The following is a 23,718-nucleotide window of genomic DNA, read 5'->3' as shown; positions in this document are numbered from 1 at the left end:
GTTTCGCCTGCAACCGGCAGGCGGACCGGGACCCGGCAGGCCATCCGCGATCACAGGGTGCCCCCGGCCGGAAGACAGCCCGCCCGGGACCGGGAAGCGGCCCCCCACCGGCAGGCCCCCGCCACGGCAGGCCGCCCGGGACCGGCAGGCACCCCCCAGGCTGACCCCCGTCACCGGCAGGCCGCCCGGGACCAGGAGAACGACGGCAGAAGAGCGACGGCAACCGGTCGCGGGCTCCCCTCCACCGCGTGCGGATGCCCTGCTTCCGGCCCACCCCTCCAAGGGTTCGGATATCCCGCAGGCCGCCGCCGCGCTCCCGGCACGACCGGCGCGACGAACCCGGCCCCGGCAGGGCTCAGCTCCCGCCGTCCCGATGCGGCGGTCTGCCACCGACCCGGCGGACCGCCTCCGCGCCCGCCCGGCAGCCCCGCGCCGCCGCTTCCTCCGGGCCCGCGCCCGCCAGCAGCGCGGCGAGGAACGCGCCGGTGAAAGCGTCACCCGCACCCGTGGTGTCGCGGGGCGCCACCGGCAGGGCCGGAACCCGGGTGGGCACGGCACCGCGCCGGGCCACCAGTGCCCCGTCCGCCCCGGCCTTGACCACCACCAACGGCACCAGACGGCTCAGCTCGGCCGCCGCGTCCGCCGGATCCGGCAGCCCGGTCAGCAGGCACGCCTCGTCCCGGCTGGGCAGCAGAACGTCCAGTCCCTGGGCGAACGCCAGAAAACGGTCCACCCCCAGCTCCGCCAGGAAGCCGGCCGACGCCGGATCCAGACTGACCGGCACCCCTCGCGCGCGTGCCGCCGCGAGCGCCGTCCCGGCAAGCGCCCGGCTCGACTCCGTGAACAGCAGATAGCCCGACAAATGCAGCCGGTCCACCCCGTCGAGCAGCGCGTCCGACCAGTCGGCGGGGCCCAGACGCAAGGACGCCCCGCTGTCCGTCAGGAACGTCCGCTCGGCCGCCGCACCCGTGTCGACGAGGCAGATCACCGTCCCGGTCGCCGCCTGCGGATCCACCACCAGCCGGGGCCGCACCCCGGCCGCGACCAGCTCCCGCTCGTGCCAGGCCACGGCGTCCGCGCCCACCCGCCCCAGCAGCCGTACGTCCGCAGCGCCCGCGTACGCCGCCCAGCAGGCCACGTTGGCGCCCGCGCCGCCCGGCAGCGTCCGGATCGCGGCGGCCGTGTCGGTGCCGGCCGCGAGCGGCCCCCGGTGCCGGGCCACCACGTCGGTGACCACGTCCCCGACGACCAGCAGACTTCCGCGCCGGCCCGCGCTCACCCCCTGGCCCACTCCGTGGCGATCCGCGCCGCCAGCCGTACGTTGCCCCGCACCGCGGCCAGGTTGGCCTGCAGCGAGGCACCATCGGTGTGCCGTACCAGGTGGTCCAGCAGGAACGGTGTCACCGCCTGCCCGGTGACGCCCTGCTCCGCGCAGGCGCGCAGCGCGTCGGCGAGCACGCGCGCGTGCAGAGCGGGATCGAGCTGCTCCGCCTCCGGGACCGGATTGGCGACGACCAGCGCCGACTCCGGCGCGTCCAGCGCGTCCTGCGCGCGCATGACGGCGGCCACCTGCTCCGGAGTGTCCAGCCTCCAGTCGACCGGATGCCCCGAGTCCGCCAGATAGAAGCCCGGGAACCGGTTCGTGCCGTATCCGGCGACGGCCACGCCCAGCGTCTCCAGGCGTTGCAGCGTCGCCGGCACGTCCAGGATCGATTTCACGCCCGCGCACACCACCGTGATCCGGGTCCGCGCCAGCAGCCCCAGGTCCGCCGACTCGTCCTGGGTGACCGTCCACTCCCGGTGCACACCGCCCAGCCCGCCGGTGGCGAACACCCGGATGCCCGCCAGCGCGGCCAGCCGCGCCGTCGCCGAGACGGTGGTGGCCCCGCTCACCCCCGCCGCCACGGCGAGCGGCAGATCACGGTGGCCCAGCTTGCGTATGTCCTCGTTCGCGATCCGTTCCACCTCTTCCTGGTCCAGACCGACCCGGGGCCGCCCGTCGAGCACGGCGACGGTCGCCGGCACGGCACCCTCCCGCCGTACCGCTTCCTCCAGTTCGAGTGCCACCTCCAGGTTGCGCGGGCGGGGCAGGCCGTGCGCGATGATCGTGGACTCCAGGGCCACCACCGGCCGCCGCGCGCCGATCGCCTTCCGGACTTCTTCCGACACCACCAGTACCATGTGCCCGCCTCCTGTCCGTCGGTCCACTTCATCTCTGGCGGGACCCGGACCCGGCCAAACGCTTGTGAGCCGCCCGAGAGGCCACCAGCCTGGTGCGTATGACGAAGAACAGCCTGCGTCTCGACCACGTCGTCCTGTGGGTGGCCGACCCGGTCGCCGCGGCCGCCTTCTACGAAACGGCCGTCGGCCTGGAACCGATCGGGGTCGCCGAGTACACGGAGGGGACGGTGCCCTTCCCGTCCGTACGTGTCAACGAGGAGACCATTCTCGACCTCGCCCCGCACGGCTTGGCCGCACGGATGAAGATGCTGCCCGGCTCGGCCGACAGCGCGGGCCACCCGGTCAACCACGTCTGCCTGGCCCTGCCGGCCGACGCCTTCGACGCCCTGCGGGCCCGCCTGGAGGAGCACGGCGTCCCGGTGTCCGGCATCGACTCCGGCCTGTCGGGCGCCCGCGGCGCCGCCACGCGCAGCTTCTACTTCCGCGACCCCGACGGCAACGTCGTCGAGGCCCGGCACTACGCCTAGCCGCATCGCCGGCCGGCTCTTCGAGCCCCGGCACTACGACCAGCCATGCGGCAAGGTCTTCGAGGCCCGGCAGCACGACCAGCCATGCGGCTAGGTCTTCAAGACGCGTACTACGACCGGCTGCGCCCGGAGCCGGTCAGAAGAGGGGCTCCGGCAGCACACCCTCCAGGGCGAGCAGCTTCCGCTTGGTCTCCAGCCCGCCCCCGAAACCGCCGATGCCGCCGTCGCTCTCCACCACCCGGTGGCACGGCACCACGACCGGCAGCGGATTGGAGCCCATCGCCATTCCCACCGCCTGCGCCCCGCCGGGCTGCCCGACCCGCCGCGCCAGATCGCCGTACCCGACCACGCTGCCGTACGGCACACCGGACGCCAGCTCGCGCAGCACCTGCCGGTTGAACCCGGAGCAAAGCGACCAGTCCAGCGGCAGGTCGAAGCCGTGCCGCTCGCCCGCGAAGTACGCCCGCAGCTGGCGTATCGCCTCCGCCGGCAGCGGGGAGTCCGGATCCTCCACGAGCCGGCCGCCCAGTCGGGCGGCCAGCCGCTCCAGAGCCCGGTCGCGCACCGCGTCCGAAGCGTGGAAAACCACGTTGACCAGGCCGTTCCGGGTCGCCGCCAGCATCAGCGGGCCGATGTCCGTGCCGACCACGGCCCAGACGACCCGCTGCTCATCCTGCCCAAGGCTGTCCATGCGGCCACGGTACGACCCGGCACTGACAACGCTCGCCCGGTCAGTGCGTGTTCAGGGCGTCCCGCACCACGTCCGGCTTGTTGGTGATGATCCCGTCGACTCCGTAGCCGGCGACCCGGCGGGCGCCGGCCGCGGTGTCCACCGTCCAGGTGAACACTTTCAGCGGCCGGCCGTGCGGCCCGCGCAGGCCGTGCACCGCCGCCACGTACTCCTGGGTGAGTGACCCGTTCTGGGGGTTGACCATATCCGTGAAGCGTGCGAAGTCCTTCAGCTCCGTCACGGCGGGCGTCCCCAGGTACGCGGTGGTGAGCGCGGGCCTCAGTCTGTGGACGGTCCGTACGCTGTCGGCGCTGAAGCTCTGGACGATCAGCCGGTTCCGGTGCCTGCCGTCCAGCCAGCCCTCGTTGCGGAGGAGCTTGAGCGTCTGCTTCTCGATGCCCGGGTACAGCTCCGGGCTCTTGATCTCCAGGAGCAGTTTCTCGTGGTTGCGTTCGACCCGGCGCATGTACTGCTTCAGCGTCGGCACGCGCGCGCCCGCGTACGTGGAGGAGAACCAGCTGCCCGCGTCCAGCCGGGCGATCTCCGCGGCGGTGAAGTCCCCCACCTTCCACGGAGCCCGGCCGGGGAAGACCTCCTCGACGTTCGTGGTGCGCGCCAGGGTGTTGTCGTGGAGGACCACCAGCTGACCGTCCTTGGTGCGCTGGACATCGTTCTCCACCCAGGAGAAGCCCAGCTGGGCCGCCTTGTCGATGGCGGCCAGGGTGTTCTCGGGGGCGTAGGCGGAGGCGCCCCGGTGGGCGATCACGGTGGGCACGACCCCGTCGCCCGCCCGGGCGTCGGGACCGGTGCTCAGCAGGACCGCCGCCGCTCCCAGGGCCGCGATGACCGTCCCGGCGACTGCGCGCGCGTACATGCGTACTCCTCCCGTCGAGGGATACCGACAGCACCAGACTGACAGCAAAGCGTCAACGGCACCCGGCGCAGGATGGCCACATACCGAAGGAGGCGTCCCGAGCCCGCTCACCGGTGACGCACATCTGCGGCAAGGGCGTGTTTCTTTGCCGGAAAGTCGTTCGACCATTCCGGGGGGAGTCATACTCTCTGCGACAACCCTGACCGCCCGCGCCGTCCTGGGACGGGGGCACATTCAGGTATTCCGGGACGCAAGAAGGCGGAAGGGCAGCCGCGGATGCAAGGCACGGTCGACGGATTCAGCTACGGGGCCGTCACCCCGTTGGTGGCCTATCTGATGGCCTGCCTCGGTGGCGCCCTCGGCCTGCGCTGCACCACACGGTCGCTGTTGGTCACGCACTCCCGGCGCCCAGCCTGGCTGGCCCTCGGCTCGGCGGCGATCGGCTCCGGCATATGGACCATGCACTTCGTCGCCATGATGGGATTCACCATCAAGGAGACGCCGATCCACTACGACAAGACGCTCACCTACGCGAGCCTCGGGCTCGCCATCGTCATGGTCGGCATCGGCGTCTTCATCGTCGGCTACCGGGGCGCCACCGGCACCCCGCTGTTCACCGGCGGCACGATCACCGGCCTCGGCGTCGCCTCGATGCACTACCTCGGCATGGCGGGCGTCCGCTTCCACGGGCAGTTCACCTACAACACCTACACCGTCGCGGCCTCCGTCGTCATAGCGGTCGTGGCCGCCACCGCCGCCCTGTGGGCCGCCGGACAGGTGCGGGGCTTCGCGTGGAGCGTGGGCGCCAGCCTCGTCATGGGACTCGCGGTCAGTGGCATGCACTACACCGGGATGGCGGCCCTGGGCGTCCACCTCGACGGCGCGACCCACCCCGCCGGGAGCGGGCCGGCGGCGGCCTCGCTCGCACCGATGCTGATCGGCCCGCTCGCCTTCCTGCTCATCGCGGGTGTGGTCGTGGTCTTCGATCCGCTGATGGTCGTGGGCGGGCCCGACTGGACGCCCGTCGAGCACAAGCCGGGCGTCCCGGCCGCCGCCGTCGCCTCCCACGCGGCCCACGGTCCCGCCGTCCACCAGGAGCACGGACCGGTCCGCCGGGCCGGGCACCACCGCCCCCGCACCCCGCAGAACCGCTGATCGGAACCGGTTGTCAGTGCGGGGTCGTACGGTGGATGGCATGCGGCCCGTTTCCCACATCGAACGCACGGTGGCGCCCTTCGAGGTCGTCAGCCCCTACCAGCCCAGCGGCGACCAGCCGGCGGCCATCGCCGACCTGGCCCGGCGCATCCAGGCCGGTGAGAAGGACGTCGTCCTCCTGGGCGCGACCGGCACCGGCAAGTCCGCCACCACGGCGTGGATGATCGAGAAGCTCCAGCGCCCCACACTCGTGATGGCGCCGAACAAGACACTGGCCGCCCAGCTGGCCAACGAGTTCCGCGAGCTGCTGCCGAACAACGCGGTCGAGTACTTCGTGTCGTACTACGACTACTACCAGCCCGAGGCGTACGTCCCCCAGTCGGACACCTACATCGAGAAGGACTCCTCGATCAACGAGGAGGTCGAGCGCCTGCGCCACTCCGCCACCAACTCGCTGCTCACCCGCCGCGACGTCGTCGTGGTCGCCTCGGTGTCCTGCATCTACGGCCTCGGTACGCCGCAGGAGTACGTGGACCGCATGGTCCCCCTCAGGGTCGGCGACGAGATCGACCGGGACGAGCTGCTGCGCCGCTTCGTGGACATCCAGTACACGCGCAACGACCTGGCGTTCACCCGCGGCACCTTCCGAGTCCGCGGCGACACCATCGAGATCTTCCCGGTCTACGAGGAGCTGGCCGTCCGCATCGAGATGTTCGGCGACGAGATCGAGGCGCTGTCCACGCTCCACCCGCTCACGGGCGAGATCATCAGCGACGACCAGCAGCTCTACGTCTTCCCCGCCTCCCACTACGTCGCCGGCCCCGAGCGCATGGAGCGGGCCGTCAACGACATCGAGAAGGAGCTGGGGGAGCGCCTGGCCGAGCTGGAGAAGCAGGGCAAGCTCCTGGAGGCCCAGCGACTGCGGATGCGCACCACGTACGACATCGAGATGCTCCGCCAGATCGGCACCTGCTCCGGCGTGGAGAACTACTCGATGCACTTCGACGGCCGTTCCCCCGGCTCCCCGCCCAACACCCTGCTGGACTACTTCCCGGACGACTTCCTGCTCGTCATCGACGAGTCGCACGTCACCGTCCCGCAGATCGGCGCGATGTACGAGGGCGACGCCTCCCGCAAGCGCACCCTGGTCGACCACGGTTTCCGCCTGCCCTCCGCCCTGGACAACCGCCCCCTGAAGTGGGAGGAGTTCCAGGAGCGCATCGGGCAGACCGTCTACCTGTCGGCCACCCCGGGCGCCTATGAGCTGTCCCGCTCGGACGGCGTCGTGGAGCAGATCATCCGCCCCACCGGCCTGGTCGACCCGCAGGTCGTCGTCAAGCCCACCGAGGGCCAGATCGACGACCTGGTGCACGAGATCCGCAAGCGCACCGAGAAGGACGAGCGGGTCCTCGTCACCACGCTGACCAAGAAGATGGCCGAGGACCTCACGGACTACTTCCTGGAGCTCGGCATCCAGGTGCGCTATCTGCACAGCGACGTCGACACCCTGCGCCGTGTCGAGCTGCTGCGCGAGCTGCGCGCCGGTGAGTACGACGTCCTGGTCGGCATCAACCTCCTCCGTGAGGGCCTGGACCTGCCCGAGGTGTCGCTGGTGGCGATCCTGGACGCCGACAAGGAGGGCTTCCTGCGTTCCGGCACCTCGCTGATCCAGACCATCGGCCGCGCGGCGCGCAACGTCTCCGGCGAGGTCCACATGTACGCCGACAAGATCACCCCGGCGATGGAGAGGGCCATCGAGGAGACCAACCGCCGCCGGGAGAAGCAGATCGCCTACAACAAGGCCAACGGCATCGATCCGCAGCCGCTGCGCAAGAAGATCAACGACATCGTGGCGCAGATCGCCCGCGAGGAGGTCGACACCGAACAGCTCCTCGGGTCCGGTTACCGCAAGACGAAGGACGGCAAGGGGGCGAAGGCGCCCGTTCCGTCGCTCGGCGACAAGGCGGCCAAGGGCGCGAAGGCCGGCAAGGCCGTCAAGGGCAAGACGGTGCCCACGGACCGTCCGGCGGCCGAGCTGGCCGAGCAGATCGAGGAGATGACCGCGCGGATGCGGGCCGCCGCCGCGGAGCTGCAGTTCGAGATCGCGGCCCGGCTGCGCGACGAGGTCTCCGAGATGAAGAAGGAGCTGCGTCAGATGCGAGAGGCCGGCCTCGCCTGACCGCTCGCCCCGCCGACCTCGGCATTTGTGTGCCAAGTGTTGCAACACCGACACAAAGCGCGGGCCGGGGCCGGTAGCGGCGGTCGCCCTGCGTAGGGTCGGAACCACCGCGCCGTGCGACGGCCCGGCGCGGCAGCAGGGGACTGTCGAGAGGGGATTCAGCCGTGTCCGTCAACTTGTCCAAGGGTCAGGCCATCAGCCTGGAGAAGAACGACGGGGCCACCCTGACCGCGGTCCGCATGGGGCTCGGCTGGCAGGCCGCCAAGCGGCGCGGCCTGTTCGGCTCCCGCACCCGTGAGGTGGACCTGGACGCCTCGGCGGTCCTCTTCGCCGGCCAGGAACCGCAGGACGTCGTCTTCTTCCGCCACCTGGTGAGCGACGACGGTTCGGTGCGCCACACCGGTGACAACCTCGTGGGCGGCGTCGGCCAGGGCGACGACGAGGCGATCCTGGTGGACCTCCAGCGCGTCCCGGCCCGTATCGACCAGATCGTCTTCACGGTGAACTCGTTCACCGGCCAGACGTTCCAGGAGGTGCAGAACGCGTTCTGCCGGCTCGTGGACGAGAGCAACGGCCAGGAACTCGCCCGCTACACCCTGGCCGGAGGGGGCGACTACACCGCCCAGATCATGGCCAAGGTGCACCGGGCGGGCTCCGGCTGGACGATGACCGCCCTCGGCGCCCCGGCCAACGGCCGCACCTTCCAGGACCTCATGCCGGCGATCCGCCGGCACCTCTGAGTGCGGGCCCCGCACCAAGCATTGGTAAAGCGCCTCTGACCTGCTGACTTGGTTTTTGCTTTACCAAGCTCTTTACCTTTCCTTGGTGCTTGGGGTACTGTCTTCCGTACGGAGGGGAGTACTCCTTGCTGCGGCGCACCCGTCAATACGGACCGGTTCCGGTCCCGGGGCGTCGGCCCGTCACGGGCGGAAGAGACCTCCGGCAGCGACAACGCTGATGTGTTTGCCGTCACGCAATGCCGGAGGTGCAGTGGAAGTCTCCATGGGCCTGTGGGTCCTCACCATCGCGGGTCTCGCCGCGCTGATCGCGGTCGACTTCTTCATCGGCCGCAAGCCGCATGAGGTGTCGCTCAAGGAAGCGGGTGTCTGGACGGTCGTCTGGATCACCCTGGCCGGTCTCTTCGGTCTCGGCCTCCTCGTCTTCGGCGGCGGACAGCCGGCCGGCGAGTTCTTCGCGGGCTTCATCACCGAGAAGTCCCTGAGCGTCGACAACCTCTTCGTCTTCGTCCTCATCATGGCGAAGTTCGCGGTGCCCACCCAGTACCAGCAGCGGGTCCTGCTCGTCGGCGTCCTCATAGCGCTGGTCCTGCGGGCCGTCTTCATCGCCGCCGGGGCCGCGATCCTCGCCAGCTTCGCCTGGGTGTTCTACCTCTTCGGCGCCTTCCTCATCTGGACCGCCTGGAAGCTCATCCAGGAGGCCCGCGCGGATGAGGAGGACGACGAGTACGAGGAGAACAAGCTCCTGAAAGCCGTCGAGCGCAAGTTCGGCGTGGCCGACCGCTACCACGGCACCAAGCTGTGGATCCAGCAGAACGGCAAGCGCGTCATGACCCCGATGCTGGTCGTGATGCTCGCCATCGGCACCACCGACGTGCTGTTCGCGCTGGACTCCATACCCGCGATCTTCGGCCTGACCCAGGACCCGTACATCGTCTTCACCGCCAACGCCTTCGCGCTGATGGGGCTGCGCCAGCTGTACTTCCTCATCGGCGGACTGCTCAAGAAGCTGGTCCACCTGTCGTACGGGCTGTCGGTCATCCTCGGCTTCATCGGCGTCAAGCTCGTACTGCACGCCCTGCACGAGTCCGGTGTCCACGTCCCCGAGATCAGCATCCCCGTCTCGCTCGGCGTGATCTGCGCGGTCCTCGCCGTCACCACCGTCACCAGCCTGCTCGCCACCAGGAAGCAGGCGGCGCAGGCCGAGGGCGAGGACGCCCCGAAGGAGCGCGTCGACGTGTGACGGTGCCGCCGTCCGCCGGCACCGTCACGGAAGTCCGAGACCTCGCCCAGCTCCTGGGCGAGGTCTCGCCATAAGGCGCTTGCGGTCCACCGGCACCGGACCCCGCACCGGAAAGGACGAGAGGTATCCGAAAAGAACGGAATGCGAATCCTGTACACCTCTGCGACCATCGCCGCATGATCACTCGGCTACGGTCGCTCACCCGCCAATGGACGACGCTCGTGCCGGTGCTCGCCGTCGTCCTGCTGGCCCTCACCTGGGGCCGGGCCCTGCCCGGCGCCCTGGTCGCCCTGGCAACCCTCGTCCTGGCCGGTTCGGTCCTGGCGGCGGTGCACCACGCCGAGGTGGTCGCGCACCGGGTCGGCGAGCCCTTCGGCTCCCTGGTGCTCGCCGTCGCCGTCACGATCATCGAGGTCGCCCTGATCGTCACCCTCATGGCCGACGGCGGCGACAAGAGTTCCACGCTGGCCAGGGACACCGTCTTCGCCGCCGTGATGATCGCCTGCAACGGCATCGTCGGGATCAGCCTCCTCGTCGCCTCCCTACGGCACGGTACGGCGCTCTTCAACCCGGAGGGCACCGGCGCCGCCCTGGCGACCGTGGCGACGCTGGCCACGCTCAGCCTGGTGCTGCCGACCTTCACCACCAGCAAGCCCGGACCCGAGTTCTCCACCGTCCAGTTGACCTTCGCCGCGCTGTCCTCGCTCATCCTCTACGGACTGTTCGTGACCACCCAGACCGTGCGGCACCGTGACTACTTCCTGCCCGTCACCCGGCAGGGCAAGGTGATCAGCGGCGAGGACCACGCGTCACCCCCCTCGGCGCGCGAGGCATGGCTCAGCCTGGGGCTGCTCGGGCTGGCCCTGGTGGGGGTGGTCGGCCTGGCCAAGGGGGTGTCGCCCACGATCGAGTCGGGCGTGGCGGCGGCCGGGCTGCCGCACGCGGTGGTCGGTGTGATCATCGCCCTGCTCGTCCTGCTGCCCGAGACGATCGCCGCGCTGCGCGCCGCCCGCCGGGACCGGGTGCAGACCAGCCTCAACCTCGCCCTCGGCTCCGCGATGGCCAGCATCGGCCTGACCATCCCCGCCGTGGCCCTCGCCTCCGTCTGGCTGTCCGGGCCGCTCGTCCTCGGCCTGGGCCCGACCCACATGCTGATGCTCGCGCTGACCGTGGTGGTCAGTTCCCTGACCGTGGTCCCCGGCCGGGCCACACCACTCCAGGGCGGCGTCCATCTGGTGCTGTTCGCGGCCTACCTGGAACTGGCGGTCAATCCCTAGCCGACGGCCCGGGCGCAGGCACATCCGGTCAGCCCGTGACCGGCTTCGGCTCCACCGCCGCCACGGGCACCGGACGGGTCTCCGGCAGCAGCGTGAAGCACACCAGGCTGATCAGCGCGATCCCCGTCAGATACGCGCCCACGCCCCACGGCACCCGCCCGCCCCGTTCCGCGAGCGCCGTGGCCACGATCGGGGTGAGGGCGCCGCCGAGGACCCCGCCCAGGTTGTAGCCCACGGCGGCGCCCGTGCAGCGCACCCGTGGCTCGTACAGCTCCGGCAGATAGGCGGCGATCACCGCGAACGCGGTGACGAAGGCGAGCAGGGCGCCCAGGATGCCCAGGAACATCAGCAGCGGCTCTCCGGTCGCCAGCAGCGCGACCATCGGAAGCATCCACAGGGCGCACGCCACACAGCCCGCCACACACATCGGCCGGCGCCCGAACCGGTCGGCGAACAGCGCCACGAGCGGCACGAGCGCGCCCTGCACGAGCACCGCGCCCATGACACACGTCAGCATGACCGTACGGCTCACGCCGAGCCGCTCCGTCGCGTACGCCAGTGACCAGGTCGTCACCGCGTAGAACACCGCGTAGCCCACCGCGAGCGCCCCGGCCGTGAGCAGCACCAGCCGCCCGTGATGCCGTACGACCTCGAAGAACGGCACGCGCGCGTGGTCGTCGATCTTCAGGAAGCTGGGACTTTCCGCGAGGGACGAGCGCAGCCACAGACCGGCCAGTGCCAGCGCTCCGGCCGCCCAGAACGGCACGCGCCAGCCCCAGCGCGCGAACTCCGCGTCGGACAGCGCCGCCGACAGCGCGAGCACCACCCCGTTGGCCAGCCCGAAGCCGATCGCCGGGCCCATCTGCGGAAAGCTCGACCACAGGGCGCGCCGTCCGGCGGGGGCGTGCTCGGAGGTCAGCAGCACCGCCCCGCCCCACTCCCCGCCCAGCCCGAGGCCCTGCAGGAAGCGCAGGACGAGCAGCAGGAGGGGCGCGGCGACGCCGATGGTGTCATAGGACGGCACACAGCCGACCGCGACCGTGGCGGCGCCGGTGAGCAGCAGCGAGGCGACGAGCACCGGCCGCCGGCCGCGCCGGTCCCCGAGATGCCCGAACAGCACCGAGCCCAGTGGCCTGGCGATGAACCCCACCCCGAACGTCGCGAACGCCGCCAGCGTGCCCGCCACCGGCGAGAACGTCGGGAAGAACAGCGGCCCGAGCACCAGGGCCGCCGCGGTGCCGTAGACGAAGAAGTCGTAGAACTCGATCGCCGTCCCGGCGAGCGAGGCGGCGGCGAGCCGGGGCATGGACGGCCTGTTCACAGCCTGTACGTCGTGCATGATGGGTCAACTACCCAGCGTGATCAGGAGTTACGGGGGCGTGCGGAGGTGATCACGGGACCGGTGGTGCGCGCCGTGGCGAGGGCGTGCACCACCGGCTGTCCGCCCGGGGAGGGCGTGATAGACCGGTCCGTGACGAGCGGCGGTCGCTGACGCGCCGCCCACCGACGGACCGGAGGAACCGTGCCCCGCACCCTGGCCAACGCACCGATCATGATCCTCAACGGGCCCAACCTGAACCTGCTCGGCCAGCGCCAGCCCGAGATCTACGGCAAGGACACGCTGGCCGACGTGGAGGCGCTGTGCGCCAAGGCGGCGGCCGCCTACGGCGGCACGGTGGACCTGCGGCAGTCCAACCACGAGGGTCAGCTCGTCGACTGGATCCACGAGGCGCGGCTCGGGCACTGCGGGATCGTCATCAACCCCGGCGCGTACTCGCACACGTCGGTCGCCATCCTGGACGCGCTCAACACCTGCGACGGCATGCCCGTGCTGGAGGTGCACATCTCCAACATCCACCAGCGCGAGCCGTTCCGGCACCACTCGTACGTCTCCCAGCGCGCCGACGGCGTGATCGCCGGCTGCGGAGTGCAGGGCTATGTGTTCGGCGTGGAGCGGGTCGCGGCGCTGCTCGGCGCGGCGCGGGCGGACGCGTAACCCCGCGCGCGGGACTACAGCCGGCCCGCCTCCACGATCCGGCGCAGGAAACGCCGGGTGCGCTCGTGCCGCGGCTCGCCGAAGACCTGCTCGGCGCTGCCGCGCTCCAGCACGACCCCGCCGTCCAGGAAGCACACCTGGTCGGCGACGTCCCGCGCGAACCCCATCTCGTGCGTCGCCAGCACCATGGTCATCCCCTCCTCCTTCAGGCCGCGGACCACCTCCAGCACCTCGCCCACCAGTTCCGGGTCGAGGGCGGCCGTGATCTCGTCCAGCAGCAACAGCCGGGGCCGCACCGCGAGGGCCCGTACGATCGCCACACGCTGCTGCTGGCCGCCGCTGAGCCGGTCGGGGTAGGCATCCGCCTTCCCGGCCAGGCCGAGCCGCTCCAGCAGCTCCCTGGCCCGTTCCTCGGCCTCCGCGCGGGCCACCCCGTGCACCCGGCGCGGCGCGAGGGTGATGTTGTCGAGCACGGTCATGTGCGGGAACAGGTTGTACGCCTGGAAGACGACGCCGATCCGGCGCCGTACCGCGTCCTGGTCCACCCGCGGGTCGGTGATCTCCTCGCCGTCCAGCCAGATCGCGCCGTCGTCGATCTCCTCCAGGAGGTTGGCGCAGCGCAGCAGCGTGGACTTGCCCGAACCGGAGGCGCCGATCAGCGCGGTCACCGTGTGCGGGGCGACCTCCAGGTGCACGTCCCGCAGGACGACCGAGCCGCCGAAGGTCTTGCGGACCGACTCCATGCGCAGGACGGGCCCGTGGCCCTCGGGCGCGTTCTCCAGCGTGCTCACAGCGATCCTCCCCGGGTGCTCACAGGGACCCTCCCTGCGCCCGTTGACGGTCCGTCCGGGCCGTCACCCAGTCGGTGAACCGGGTCATCGGGATGGTCAGCGCCACGAAGACCAGCCCCGCGACGATGTACGGCGTGTAGTTCAGACTGCGGCCCACGATGATGTCGGCCGCGCGCACGGCGTCCACCGCACCGCCGATGGAGACCAGGCCGGTGTCCTTCTGCAGCGACACCAGGTCGTTGAGGAGCGGCGGCACCTGACGGCGCACCGCCTGCGGCAGCACGACGTGGCGCAGGGTCTGCCGGCTGGTCAGGCCCAGCGAGCGGGCCGCCGCGCGCTGCGAGGGATGGACGGACTCGATGCCGGCCCGGAACACCTCCGCCACATAGGCCGAGTAGGTCAGCGTCAGCGCCGTGCCGCCGAGCAGCACCGGATCGACCGTCACCCCCTGCAGCCGCAGCGCAGGCACGCCCAGGACGACGATCATCAGGTTGATGATCAGCGGCAGCCCGCGGAAGAAGTCGGTGTACGCCGCCGCCAGCACCCGCAGCGGGAAGAAGACCGGGCCGCGCAGGGTCCGCGCGATCGCGATCAGCATGCCGAGGACCAGGACGGCGGCCCCGCAGACCAGCAGCAACCGGAGGTTCAGCCACAGCCCGTCGAGGACCTTCGGGAACGCCTCGCGCGCGTAGTGCGCGCTGAAGAAGGTTTCCTTGGTGCGCGGCCAGCCGGGGGCGTTGACGACGACCAGGTAGAGCAGTGCCGCGGTGACGAGGGTCGACACGGCCGCGATCGCCGTGGCGCGACGGGCACGCGCGCGACGGTGGCGTTCGCGGGCCAGCCGCCGTTCGGAGGGCACGTAGCCGTCGCCGCCGGGGCCGCCACGGGTCATGTCACCGGTGTCGTCCGCCCCTTCCGGGGCCGGGTCGCCCTTGACGACCGTCACTTGAGCACCGGGGCGTCGACGGCGTCCGAGAGCCACTGCTTCTCGATGCCGGCCAGCGTGCCGTCCTCGCGCAGGGCGTCGACGGCGGCGGTCACGCACGAGGTCAGCGCGCTCCCCTTGTCCAGCACGAGTCCGAACTGCTCGGGCGCGCCACCCTGGTTCTCGAACTGGCCGACGATCTTCGCGTCCGTGACCTCGGCAGCGGTGATGTAGAACGCGGTCGGCAGATCGGTGACGACGGCGTCGACCTGACCGTTCTTCAGCGCGGACTTGGCCTGGTCGTTCTTGCCGAAGACGGCCGCCTGCCGGGTCGGCTTCACCAGGCCGGTGATGTACTCGAGGCTCGTGGTGCCCACCTGGGCGCCCAGTTTGAGGTCGCGCAGGTCGGCGATGCTCGTCGCCTTGGCCGCCTTGCCGCCCTTGAGTGCGATGACGGCCTGACGTACGTCGTAGTAGCCGGAGGAGAAGTCGACGGCCTTTTCGCGCTCGTCGCTGATCGAAACCTGGTTGATGTCGAAGTCGAAGCTCTTCACCCCCGGCGCGAACGCCTTGTTGAACGGCACGCTCTGCCAGACGACCGCGCTCTTGTCATAACCGAGCCGCTTCGCCACGGCATAGGCGACCGCCGACTCGAACCCCTGGCCGTTCGCGGGCTTGCCGTCCTTGAACCAGGGCTCGTACGCCGGTTCGTCCGTCGCGATCGTCAGCTTCCCGGACGTCTTCGTGGCGAGCTTGCCCTTGGCGCAGCTCTTCGCGGCCGGCCCGGACGAGGTGGCGGAGGCCTTCTCCTCGGGCTGCGGCGCACAGCCGACAGCGGTGGCGAGCAGGGCTACGGTGACGGCGGCGACCGCGCGGCGCAGGGTGCGAGGGGCAGGATGCATGGCGGGAGAGTGGCAGCGAACGCGGCATCTGTCCAGGTCACAGCGGTAGTTGTCCGAATGGTGGGAACGGGTGTTGCGGCTGTGTGAACGCGGCCGCGTGTCACACGCGCGCGCAGGCGGTGTACTGGGCCGCCGGCCGAGGGCGGTGGGTTGGAGACCGGCGGCCCTACCGCTTCAGGAACCGGTGTCCTGCGCGGGCTGCTACCAGTTGACTGCGGAGCGCCGTTCTCCGCGAGTGCGCACGGGGGCTCCGTACGGGCGAAGGAATCACACGGGGCGCGTGCCGAGGCGGTGTGCGCCCGGAGCATGTGTGGTGTGCGTCTCACGCCCGGCGCGCGTGCGACGTGCCCGCGCGGAGCGCGAGGACGGCAGAACGCCCGCCGGGCGCCGCTGGTTTCAGCACCGGGAGCTCGGCGAGGGGCGCGGGCGGCACCCGGGGGACGGAACCGTGCGGACGTCCGTGCAGGCCCGTTCCCCGCTCGTCACCCGCGCGTGCCACTCCGCTGGGTCCTGGGTCCGGCACAGCCGACCCCAGGACTCACCACCCGCGCGCGTGCCACTCCGGCAGATGCGGCCGCTCCGCGCCCAGCGTCGTGTCGTTGCCGTGTCCCGGGTAGACCCATGTCTCGTCCGGCAGCACGTCGAAGATCTTCGTCTCCACGTCGTGGATCAGGCTCGCGAACGCCTTCGGGTCCTTGTGCGTGTTGCCGACACCGCCGGGGAAGAGGCAGTCGCCGGTGAAGACGTGCGGGTGGCCGTGCGGGTCGTCGTAGACCAGCGCGATCGAGCCGGGCGTGTGGCCGACCAGATGGCGCGCGGTCAGCTCCACCCGGCCCACCCTGATCACGTCGCCGTCGTCGACGAGGACGTCCGTGGGCACGGGGATGCCGGCGGCGTCCTCGCGGCCGGCGTACGTACGCGCGCCCGTGGCCGCGACGACCTCGGCGAGCGCCTGCCAGTGATCACCGTGCCGGTGCGTGGTGACGACGGACGCGATGCCGTCGTCACCGATCGTGCCGAGGAGCGTCCGCGCCTCGTTGGCGGCGTCGATCAGGAGCTGCTCGTCGGTGGCCCGGCAGCGCAGCAGGTAGGCGTTGTTGTCCATCGGGCCGACCGCGATCTTGGTGATCATCAGGTCTTTCAGCTCGTGCACATCCGCCGGTCCGCCGACCTTGACCTCTCCGGAGTACGTCATGTCGGCAGCCTATAGCGGTACAGGCCCGGTGCACGGCCGCTCGGACGGGTCCGGGGACGGCCGTGGCCCCCGCGGGCGGTCTCTAGAGCGGGGGCAGCTTCGGCAGGTCCCCGCCGGCCACCTCCAGAGCCGCGCCGTCGCGGCGCCCGGCGAGCCAGCCCAGCAGGTCCGCCGGCCGGCCGGTGACCGTGATCCCGGGCACGTCGGCCCCGCGCCCGGTGACCCACGCGCGCGTGCCGTCCGTGAGGCGGACCGCCGGGACATCGGGGAGTCCGGAGAACCGCTCCGCGAGGAAACCGGTCTCCCGCTCCACGAACTCGGCCGGCAGGTCCTCCAGCTCGTACCCGATCCCGAGGTCCACGTGGTGCAGCTCCACCTCCGCCCACCGGCGGAACGGGACCCGCGACGCGGAGTCGGTGACCCCGTTGCGCAGCTCCACGGTGCGCGTCCAGTCCGCGGGCACGTCCCCGGCCGCCTCGAAGCGGGCCGCGCTGTCCCGGACGTCGGCGACCTGGATCTCCACGGGACGTGCCGCGCCGTCCTCGATGTCGGCGTTCCGCACCTCGGCGCTCGCGTACATGGGGCGGCCCTCGAGGACGTTCACGAGCGCGTCCGCGTTCCGGGCGAGGTGGGCGAGGACGTGCCCGCGGCTCCAGCCCGGGAGCCGTGACGGCCCGGCGAGCGCGGCGTTGTCCAGTGCGGCGACCGCGGTGAGCAGCCGGTCGGTCGCCTCACGTACACAGGCCAGGTCATGAGCGTGATCCATCATGGCGCCGACCCTAGCCCGGCCACTCCTTCGGGTGAAGGTGACGAACCCCGCCCGCAAATCGAATGCACGTGCTATATCGTCGGTGACGGCATCGGGCATGCTGGAAGGCCGGGGATTGTTATGCAACCGGGCAATCCGCCCGACGTTGTCAGTGGCTCCCCCTAGTCTGAAGAAGCACGGGGGCCCCGCCCCTGTCACTTCTCCCAAGAAAGGTGCGGACCGGCGTGGCCGACCGTCTCATCGTCCGTGGCGCGCGCGAGCACAATCTGAAGAATGTCTCGCTCGACCTGCCTCGTGACTCGCTCATCGTCTTCACGGGCCTGTCCGGGTCGGGCAAGTCCTCCCTGGCCTTCGACACGATCTTCGCGGAGGGCCAGCGCCGTTACGTGGAGTCGCTCTCCTCGTACGCACGGCAGTTCCTCGGCCAGATGGACAAGCCCGACGTCGACTTCATCGAGGGTCTTTCCCCTGCGGTCTCCATCGACCAGAAGTCGACCTCGCGCAACCCCCGCTCGACGGTCGGCACGATCACCGAGGTCTACGACTACCTGCGTCTGCTCTTCGCGCGCATCGGCAAGCCGCACTGCCCCGAGTGCGGCCGCCCGATCTCGCGCCAGTCGCCGCAGGCCATCGTGGACAAGGTCCTGGAGCTGCCCGAGGGCAGCCGCTTCCAGGTGCTCTCCCCGCTGGTGCGCGAGCGCAAGGGCGAGTTCGTCGACCTCTTCGCCGACCTCCAGACCAAGGGCTACTCCCGCGCGCGCGTGGACGGCCAGACCGTCCAGCTGTCCGACCCGCCGGCCCTGAAGAAGCAGGAGAAGCACACCATCGAGGTGGTCGTGGACCGCCTCACGGTGAAGGACTCCGCCAAGCGGCGCCTGACCGACTCCGTGGAGACGGCCCTCGGCCTGTCCGGCGGCATGGTCGTGCTCGACTTCGTGGATCTCCCCGAGGACGACCCCGAGCGCGAGCGCATGTACTCGGAGCACCTCTACTGCCCGTACGACGACCTGTCCTTCGAAGAGCTGGAGCCCCGCTCCTTCTCCTTCAACTCGCCCTTCGGCGCCTGCCCCGAGTGCACCGGCATCGGCACGCGCATGGAGGTCGACCCGGAGCTGATCGTCCCGGACGAGGACAAGTCCCTGGACGAGGGCGCCATCCACCCCTGGTCGCACGGACACACCAAGGACTACTTCGGCCGGCTGATCGGCGCCCTCGCGGACGCCCTCGGCTTCCGCACGGACATCCCCTTCGCGGGCCTGCCGCAGCGCGCCAAGAAGGCCCTGCTCTACGGCCACAAGACCCAGATCGAGGTGCGCTACCGCAACCGGTACGGCCGCGAGCGGGTCTACACCACCCCCTTCGAGGGCGCGGTGCCCTTCGTCAAGCGCCGGCACAGCGAGGCCGAGAGCGACGCCAGCCGCGAGCGCTTCGAGGGCTACATGCGCGAGGTGCCCTGCCCCTCCTGCGAGGGCACGCGCCTGAAGCCCATCGTTCTCGCGGTCACGATCATGGGGAAGTCGATCGCCGAGGTCTCCGCGATGTCGATCAGCGACTGCGCGGACTTCCTGGGCGAGCTGAAGCTGAGCGCCCGTGACAAGAAGATCGCCGAGCGGGTCCTGAAGGAGGTCAACGAACGGCTGCGCTTCCTGGTCGACGTCGGCCTGGACTATCTCTCGCTCAACCGCGCGGCCGGCACCCTTTCCGGCGGCGAGGCCCAGCGCATCCGCCTGGCCACCCAGATCGGCTCCGGCCTCGTCGGCGTCCTGTACGTCCTGGACGAGCCGTCCATCGGTCTGCACCAGCGGGACAACCACCGGCTGATCGAGACCCTGGTCCGGCTGCGCGACATGGGCAACACGCTCATCGTCGTGGAGCACGACGAGGACACGATCAAGGTCGCCGACTGGATCGTGGACATCGGCCCCGGCGCCGGCGAGCACGGCGGCAAGGTGGTGCACAGCGGCTCCGTGAAGGAACTGCTGGCCAACACCGAGTCGCAGACCGGCGCGTACCTCTCGGGCCGCAAGTCGATCCCGCTCCCGGACGTACGCCGCCCGCGCGACCCGTCCCGGCAGCTCACCGTGCACGGCGCCCGTGAGAACAACCTCCAGGACATCGACGTGTCCTTCCCGCTGGGCGTGTTCACGGCCGTCACCGGAGTCTCCGGCTCCGGCAAGTCGACCCTGGTCAACGACATCCTGTACACCCACCTGGCCCGCGAGCTGAACGGCGCCCGGACCGTCCCCGGACGGCACACCCGCGTCGACGGCGACGACCTGGTGGACAAGGTGGTGCACGTCGACCAGTCGCCGATCGGCCGGACCCCGCGGTCCAACCCGGCGACGTACACCGGTGTCTTCGACCACATCCGCAAGCTGTTCGCCGAGACCACCGAGGCGAAGGTCCGGGGTTACCTGCCCGGCCGGTTCTCCTTCAACGTCAAGGGCGGTCGCTGCGAGAACTGCGCGGGCGACGGCACGATCAAGATCGAGATGAACTTCCTCCCGGACGTCTACGTCCCGTGCGAGGTCTGCCACGGCGCCCGGTACAACCGGGAGACCCTGGAGGTCCACTACAAGGGCAAGTCCATCGCCGAGGTCCTGAACATGCCGATCGAGGAGGCCATGCACTTCTTCGAGGCGGTCCCGGCGATCTCCCGCCACCTGAGGACGCTGAACGACGTCGGTCTCGGCTACGTCCGCCTCGGCCAGTCCGCCACCACCCTCTCCGGTGGTGAGGCGCAGCGCGTCAAGCTCGCCAGCGAACTGCAGAAGCGATCCACCGGGCGCACGGTCTACGTCCTGGACGAGCCGACCACCGGTCTGCACTTCGAGGACATCAGCAAGCTGCTCACGGTCCTCGGCGGACTGGTCGACAAGGGCAACACGGTCATCGTCATCGAGCACAACCTCGACGTGATCAAGACCGCCGACTGGATCGTGGACATGGGCCCCGAGGGCGGCGCCGGAGGCGGCCTGGTCGTCGCCGAGGGCACGCCGGAGGAGGTCGCCGGGGTCCCGGCCAGCCACACGGGCAAGTTCCTGCGGGAGATCCTCGGCGCCGACCGCGTCAGCGACGCCCAGCAGGTCAAGTCGGAGCGCGGCGCCACGACCCGGAAGACGGCCGCGGCCAAGGCACCGGCGAGGAAGACGGTGACGGCCAAGGCCAACAGCACCGCCGCCAAGTCCAAGGCCAACAGCACCACCACGGCCAAGGCCAACAGCACCGCGACCAAGAAGGCCGCCACGGCCACGAAGAAGGCGACGCCCGCGAAGAAGACCACGCGGACCCGCAGTTCCTGAGACGACGGACCCCGAGGACGGCTCGGTGCAGCCGGCCTGACGTCTCATCAAGAAATCGGCGCCCCGCGGGAACTTCCCGCGGGGCGCCGCTCGTTCCACCACCAGCAGGCCCGGTCCGGCGGCCCGTCAGGCCCCCGCACCACCACCGGCCCGGTCGTACCTTGTCAACAGCACAGGGAACAACAGCCGCTCACAGCGCGGCAGGATCACCCAGCTCCGCCGCGTACGGCGGCTCGGCCCCCGCCCGCGAGCAGGTGATCGCCGCCGCCCGCGCCGCGAAGCGCAGCAGCCGTGTCCAGCCCTCCGCCCCGAGGGCGGCGAGCGCTTCGGCGGACAGCGCGTCACGGGCGGCCAGCCCGTGCAGCAAGGCCGCGTTCACCGTGTCGCCGGCCCCGATGGTGTCCACGACATCGACCTTCTCGCCCGGCACGGAATGCTCCCCGCCGTCCCGGGTGAACACGGTCAGACCGTCGCCGCCCCGCGTGATCACCACGGCCGCCGGTCCCGCGGCCAGCCATGCGCGCGGCGTGCCGCCGAGCCATGCCGCGTCCTCCGCGGACAGCTTCAGCAGCGTCACCGAGGGCAGCCAGCTTTGGAAACGCTCCCGGTAGGCGTCCGCGTCCGGGATCAGTCCCGCCCGGATATTGGGGTCGAGCGCGGTGAACAGCCCCTGCCCGGCAGCGGTCCGCAGCAGCTCCTCGTAGGCGCTCGCCCCCGGTTCCAGGACGAGCGAGCAGGTGCCGAAGGAGACCGCGCGCGTCCCGGCGGGGAGCGCGGCGGGGGCGGTGAACAGACGGTCGGCGGTGCCGTCGACATAGAAGGAGTAGGCGGCCGAGCCGCCGGCGTCCAGCGTGGCCACGGCGAGGGTCGTCGGCTCCGGCCCCCGCCGCACGAGGGACACCTCGACCCCGGCCCGCCGCAGCCCGTCGAGCAGGGCCTCACCGAAGGCGTCGGAGGACAACCGCGAGCAGAAGGCGGTGGGGGAGCCGAGCCTGCCGAGGGCCACGGCGGTGTTGTACGGGCCGCCGCCCGGCGCCGGCTTCAGGTCCGCGAGGGCACCCGGGCCCTGCGGTACCAGGTCGATCAGTGCCTCACCGGCGACGACGATCACGAGGCGGTTCCCTTCTCGGACAGCGCGGATGGTGCGGTGCCTCCGGCGGCTTCGACCCGGCACCGGGGCGGCCGCAGGACACGCGGTGGACGAACCTTCACCGCGCGGGCCCACCGTTCCTCACCGATCCGACCGCCCGGCCCCCGGTCGTCTTCCGGCCGGGACGCTATCCCATGACCCGGCCCGGCGTAAACGCTCACGTGAGCGATCACGCCCGCCGCCCCCCGCCCGAGGAGCGGCCCCTCTGTCCCGGTATCGTGCGCTCCGCACACCCCTTGACCAGTGGAGTCCAAGATGCCCGCCCGCTCCTGCGCGAGCCGTCGTACCGTCCTTCGAGGGGCCGCCGCCGCCCCGGTCGCCGGGCTCGCCCTGGCCGCGTGTTCCTCCCCGGACGAAGGCGGCTCGTCCTCGTCCGCCGCCCTCGAGTCCGTCGACCTCGGCAAGGAGAGCGAGGTCGCGAAGGGCGGGGCGAAGCTCTACCGGGATCACAACGTGGTGGTCAGCCGTGACCAGGACGGTGGCCTCAAGGCGTACAGCACGATCTGCACGCACGCGGGGTGCCCCATCAACAAGCTGGAGGGGACGACGCTGATCTGTCCCTGCCATGGCAGCCGGTTCGACGCCGTCACCGGCAAGGTGGTCGCGGCGCCGGCCACCGAGCCACTGACCGAGCTGGCGGTGAAGGCCGACGACGGCCGGATCGTCGCCGGTCCGGCGAACTGACCGCGGAGCCGCGGGACCGGGCAGCGCCCCCACGGCCGGGCGGCGCGGGGCCGGTCACTCCCAGTGCCAGGCGATCCCCAGGATGCCCGGCCGGAGCCGTGGCTCGACCAGATGGGCGCTGTGGTGGGGACCGGTCACGGACAGCTCCTGCCGGCCGGTGCGCGGGGCCGCCACCGAGTGCTGGGCGAAGCGATGGCAGCGCACCGGCAGTGCCGCCCCGTCGAAGCGCACCTGGAGCGCGTACTGGCCGCCGGGGAAGCCGCACCGGTGCGCGTACTCACGGGACGCCCCGGCCGTGCCGTCCTCGACGGCGTACCGGAAGAGAAAGGTGTCGCCCGAGCGCAGCCGTGTCCCGAAGAGCAGCTCGGCCACCAGGACGCCGGTGTCCCGGTCCCAGCGCAGGCGGCCGGTGCGGCAGTTCTCCAGGGCGTGCACGGTGACGCGGCGGGGGTCGCAGCCGGGGTCTCCGTGATGGACGGCGACGAAGCGGTCGACGCCGTCGCGATGGGCGCGCACGATGTGGTGGGCCTCACGGCTCGCCAGCTCCCGCCGGGCGCCGATCCGGACGCATTCGTGGTGGCTCAGGGTGCGCAAACCGCCGTCCAGTGACCAGTCGAGGCCGGCCGTGAGCCGGTCGAGCACGTCCGACGCCTCGACCAGGGAGCGGTAGGAGCGGCCCGCCGGGTGGTCGGCGGGCGCCTGTCCGTCGGACGCGGCGAGCAGCCGGATCAGCGACTCGTCGGGCAGCCGCAGGATCTCCTCCAGCGCCCGTACGGCCCGCAGCGACTCCGGGCGCTGCGGGCGGCGCGCGCCCTGTTGCCAGTAACTCAGGCTGGTGACGCCCACCTTGACCCCGTGGCGTGACAGATGGTGCTGCACCCGCTGGAGCGGCAGTCCGCGTGCGGCGATCGCGGCGCGCAGCGCCACGTGGAAGGGGCCGCCCCGCAGGGCCGTGGCCAGTTCCATGGCGGGGACGTCCGCGTGCTCTGTGGCATGCCGCATGCCGAGGGGCCTTTCTGTGAGTGTCGCTACGGCCGGTCACACCGCCTGCGCGGGTGTGCGGGACCGCCTCCGCGGGCGCGGCGCACACCCGGGGCCGGG

21 protein-coding genes are annotated in these 23,718 nt (G+C 71.3%); 9 read left to right on the top strand and 12 right to left on the bottom strand.

Annotated elements, in window-relative coordinates:
* Positions 1 to 355 precede the first annotated feature (355 nt).
* Positions 356 to 1,279, bottom strand: coding sequence for a PfkB family carbohydrate kinase (locus tag HB370_RS11170; protein WP_244405494.1), 924 nt, complete (start codon positions 1,277 to 1,279; stop codon positions 356 to 358).
* Positions 1,276 to 2,181: a pseudouridine-5'-phosphate glycosidase gene (locus HB370_RS11165; protein ID WP_030792395.1), complete on the bottom strand. Its 906-nt coding sequence runs from the start codon at positions 2,179 to 2,181 to the stop codon at positions 1,276 to 1,278. Before HB370_RS11165 ends, HB370_RS11170 begins: the two co-directional genes overlap by 4 nt.
* Positions 2,182 to 2,279: 98 nt before the next feature.
* On the opposite strand from HB370_RS11165, the gene HB370_RS11160 reads away from it, so the two are divergent.
* A complete protein-coding gene (locus HB370_RS11160) occupies positions 2,280 to 2,708 on the top strand; it encodes a VOC family protein (protein WP_030792392.1) in 429 nt (142 codons plus the stop codon).
* 136 nt (positions 2,709 to 2,844) lie between these two features.
* On the opposite strand, the gene HB370_RS11155 is transcribed toward HB370_RS11160, so the two are convergent.
* Positions 2,845 to 3,399, bottom strand: a complete 555-nt coding sequence (locus HB370_RS11155) for a methylated-DNA--[protein]-cysteine S-methyltransferase (RefSeq protein ID WP_030792389.1) — start codon at positions 3,397 to 3,399, stop codon at positions 2,845 to 2,847.
* 40 nt (positions 3,400 to 3,439) lie between these two features.
* Entirely contained in the window at positions 3,440 to 4,312 is an 873-nt protein-coding gene (locus HB370_RS11150; RefSeq protein WP_030792386.1) for a glycerophosphodiester phosphodiesterase family protein, read from the bottom strand.
* Between the two features lie 276 nt (positions 4,313 to 4,588).
* Between HB370_RS11150 and HB370_RS11145 the strand changes: the two genes are divergently transcribed.
* The 5 genes from HB370_RS11145 to HB370_RS11125 all read left to right on the top strand — a co-directional run bounded on the left by HB370_RS11145 (position 4,589) and on the right by HB370_RS11125 (position 10,903).
* Complete coding sequence (locus HB370_RS11145; RefSeq protein WP_030792383.1) at positions 4,589 to 5,467, top strand: MHYT domain-containing protein; 879 nt, start codon at positions 4,589 to 4,591, stop codon at positions 5,465 to 5,467.
* 40 nt (positions 5,468 to 5,507) lie between these two features.
* Positions 5,508 to 7,646, top strand: a complete 2,139-nt coding sequence (gene uvrB / locus HB370_RS11140; protein ID WP_030792380.1) for an excinuclease ABC subunit UvrB — start codon at positions 5,508 to 5,510, stop codon at positions 7,644 to 7,646.
* 164 nt (positions 7,647 to 7,810) lie between these two features.
* Positions 7,811 to 8,386 (top strand): TerD family protein, encoded by a 576-nt coding sequence (locus HB370_RS11135; protein ID WP_030792377.1) that lies wholly within the window; start codon positions 7,811 to 7,813, stop codon positions 8,384 to 8,386.
* A 250-nt stretch (positions 8,387 to 8,636) separates the two neighbouring features.
* Entirely contained in the window at positions 8,637 to 9,626 is a 990-nt protein-coding gene (locus HB370_RS11130; protein WP_030792375.1) for a TerC family protein, read from the top strand.
* 176 nt (positions 9,627 to 9,802) lie between these two features.
* Positions 9,803 to 10,903, top strand: a complete 1,101-nt coding sequence (locus HB370_RS11125) for an ionic transporter y4hA (RefSeq protein WP_030792372.1) — start codon at positions 9,803 to 9,805, stop codon at positions 10,901 to 10,903.
* Between the two features lie 28 nt (positions 10,904 to 10,931).
* Here the strand turns inward: HB370_RS11125 and HB370_RS11120 are convergent, their stop codons facing one another.
* Complete coding sequence (locus tag HB370_RS11120) at positions 10,932 to 12,242, bottom strand: MFS transporter (protein WP_244405492.1); 1,311 nt, start codon at positions 12,240 to 12,242, stop codon at positions 10,932 to 10,934.
* Positions 12,243 to 12,425: 183 nt separating this feature from the next.
* Here HB370_RS11120 and aroQ point away from each other — a divergent pair, with 183 nt between their 5' ends.
* A complete protein-coding gene (gene aroQ, locus HB370_RS11115) occupies positions 12,426 to 12,899 on the top strand; it encodes a type II 3-dehydroquinate dehydratase (RefSeq protein WP_030605150.1) in 474 nt (157 codons plus the stop codon).
* 14 nt (positions 12,900 to 12,913) lie between these two features.
* On the opposite strand, the gene HB370_RS11110 is transcribed toward aroQ, so the two are convergent.
* The 5 genes from HB370_RS11110 to HB370_RS11090 form a co-directional block, all read right to left on the bottom strand.
* Positions 12,914 to 13,642: an amino acid ABC transporter ATP-binding protein gene (locus HB370_RS11110; RefSeq protein ID WP_051816136.1), complete on the bottom strand. Its 729-nt coding sequence runs from the start codon at positions 13,640 to 13,642 to the stop codon at positions 12,914 to 12,916.
* Between the two features lie 67 nt (positions 13,643 to 13,709).
* Complete coding sequence (locus tag HB370_RS11105; RefSeq protein ID WP_030792363.1) at positions 13,710 to 14,636, bottom strand: amino acid ABC transporter permease; 927 nt, start codon at positions 14,634 to 14,636, stop codon at positions 13,710 to 13,712.
* Positions 14,633 to 15,517 carry an ABC transporter substrate-binding protein gene (locus HB370_RS11100; protein WP_030792360.1) on the bottom strand — a complete coding sequence of 295 codons (885 nt, stop codon included), beginning with the start codon at positions 15,515 to 15,517 and terminating at the stop codon, positions 14,633 to 14,635. The genes HB370_RS11105 and HB370_RS11100 overlap by 4 nt, the downstream gene beginning before the upstream one ends.
* Positions 15,518 to 16,055: 538 nt before the next feature.
* Positions 16,056 to 16,712 (bottom strand): MBL fold metallo-hydrolase, encoded by a 657-nt coding sequence (locus HB370_RS11095; protein ID WP_030792357.1) that lies wholly within the window; start codon positions 16,710 to 16,712, stop codon positions 16,056 to 16,058.
* An 82-nt stretch (positions 16,713 to 16,794) separates the two neighbouring features.
* Positions 16,795 to 17,481, bottom strand: a complete 687-nt coding sequence (locus HB370_RS11090) for a maleylpyruvate isomerase family mycothiol-dependent enzyme (RefSeq protein ID WP_030792354.1) — start codon at positions 17,479 to 17,481, stop codon at positions 16,795 to 16,797.
* Positions 17,482 to 17,705: 224 nt separating this feature from the next.
* On the opposite strand from HB370_RS11090, the gene uvrA reads away from it, so the two are divergent.
* Entirely contained in the window at positions 17,706 to 20,783 is a 3,078-nt protein-coding gene (gene uvrA, locus HB370_RS11085; protein ID WP_030792351.1) for an excinuclease ABC subunit UvrA, read from the top strand.
* Between the two features lie 190 nt (positions 20,784 to 20,973).
* Here uvrA and HB370_RS11080 read toward each other — a convergent pair whose 3' ends face one another.
* Positions 20,974 to 21,894 (bottom strand): carbohydrate kinase, encoded by a 921-nt coding sequence (locus tag HB370_RS11080; RefSeq protein ID WP_030792348.1) that lies wholly within the window; start codon positions 21,892 to 21,894, stop codon positions 20,974 to 20,976.
* Positions 21,895 to 22,188: 294 nt separating this feature from the next.
* Here HB370_RS11080 and HB370_RS11075 point away from each other — a divergent pair, with 294 nt between their 5' ends.
* Positions 22,189 to 22,617 carry a Rieske (2Fe-2S) protein gene (locus tag HB370_RS11075; RefSeq protein ID WP_030792346.1) on the top strand — a complete coding sequence of 143 codons (429 nt, stop codon included), beginning with the start codon at positions 22,189 to 22,191 and terminating at the stop codon, positions 22,615 to 22,617.
* A 54-nt stretch (positions 22,618 to 22,671) separates the two neighbouring features.
* Here HB370_RS11075 and HB370_RS11070 read toward each other — a convergent pair whose 3' ends face one another.
* Entirely contained in the window at positions 22,672 to 23,619 is a 948-nt protein-coding gene (locus HB370_RS11070) for a hypothetical protein (protein ID WP_030792344.1), read from the bottom strand.
* Between the last annotated feature and the right edge of the window lie 99 nt (positions 23,620 to 23,718).

The organism is Streptomyces sp. DSM 40868, assembly GCF_011820545.1.
In the GTDB taxonomy this organism is placed as follows: domain Bacteria; phylum Actinomycetota; class Actinomycetes; order Streptomycetales; family Streptomycetaceae; genus Streptomyces; species Streptomyces eurythermus.
This window is presented reverse-complemented; position numbering and strand designations above follow the sequence as displayed.

Coding starts and splice junctions, on each gene's coding strand:
- HB370_RS11165 (WP_030792395.1), bottom strand. CDS start 2,181: ATGGTACTGGTGGTGTCGGAAGAAGTCCGGAAGGCGATCGGCGCGCGG.
- HB370_RS11160 (WP_030792392.1), top strand. CDS start 2,280: ATGACGAAGAACAGCCTGCGTCTCGACCACGTCGTCCTGTGGGTGGCC.
- HB370_RS11155 (WP_030792389.1), bottom strand. CDS start 3,399: ATGGACAGCCTTGGGCAGGATGAGCAGCGGGTCGTCTGGGCCGTGGTC.
- HB370_RS11150 (WP_030792386.1), bottom strand. CDS start 4,312: ATGTACGCGCGCGCAGTCGCCGGGACGGTCATCGCGGCCCTGGGAGCG.
- HB370_RS11145 (WP_030792383.1), top strand. CDS start 4,589: ATGCAAGGCACGGTCGACGGATTCAGCTACGGGGCCGTCACCCCGTTG.
- uvrB (WP_030792380.1), top strand. CDS start 5,508: ATGCGGCCCGTTTCCCACATCGAACGCACGGTGGCGCCCTTCGAGGTC.
- HB370_RS11125 (WP_030792372.1), top strand. CDS start 9,803: ATGATCACTCGGCTACGGTCGCTCACCCGCCAATGGACGACGCTCGTG.
- HB370_RS11120 (WP_244405492.1), bottom strand. CDS start 12,242: ATGCACGACGTACAGGCTGTGAACAGGCCGTCCATGCCCCGGCTCGCC.
- HB370_RS11110 (WP_051816136.1), bottom strand. CDS start 13,642: ATGGAGTCGGTCCGCAAGACCTTCGGCGGCTCGGTCGTCCTGCGGGAC.
- HB370_RS11100 (WP_030792360.1), bottom strand. CDS start 15,517: ATGCATCCTGCCCCTCGCACCCTGCGCCGCGCGGTCGCCGCCGTCACC.
- HB370_RS11095 (WP_030792357.1), bottom strand. CDS start 16,712: ATGACGTACTCCGGAGAGGTCAAGGTCGGCGGACCGGCGGATGTGCAC.
- HB370_RS11090 (WP_030792354.1), bottom strand. CDS start 17,481: ATGATGGATCACGCTCATGACCTGGCCTGTGTACGTGAGGCGACCGAC.
- HB370_RS11075 (WP_030792346.1), top strand. CDS start 22,189: ATGCCCGCCCGCTCCTGCGCGAGCCGTCGTACCGTCCTTCGAGGGGCC.
- HB370_RS11070 (WP_030792344.1), bottom strand. CDS start 23,619: ATGCGGCATGCCACAGAGCACGCGGACGTCCCCGCCATGGAACTGGCC.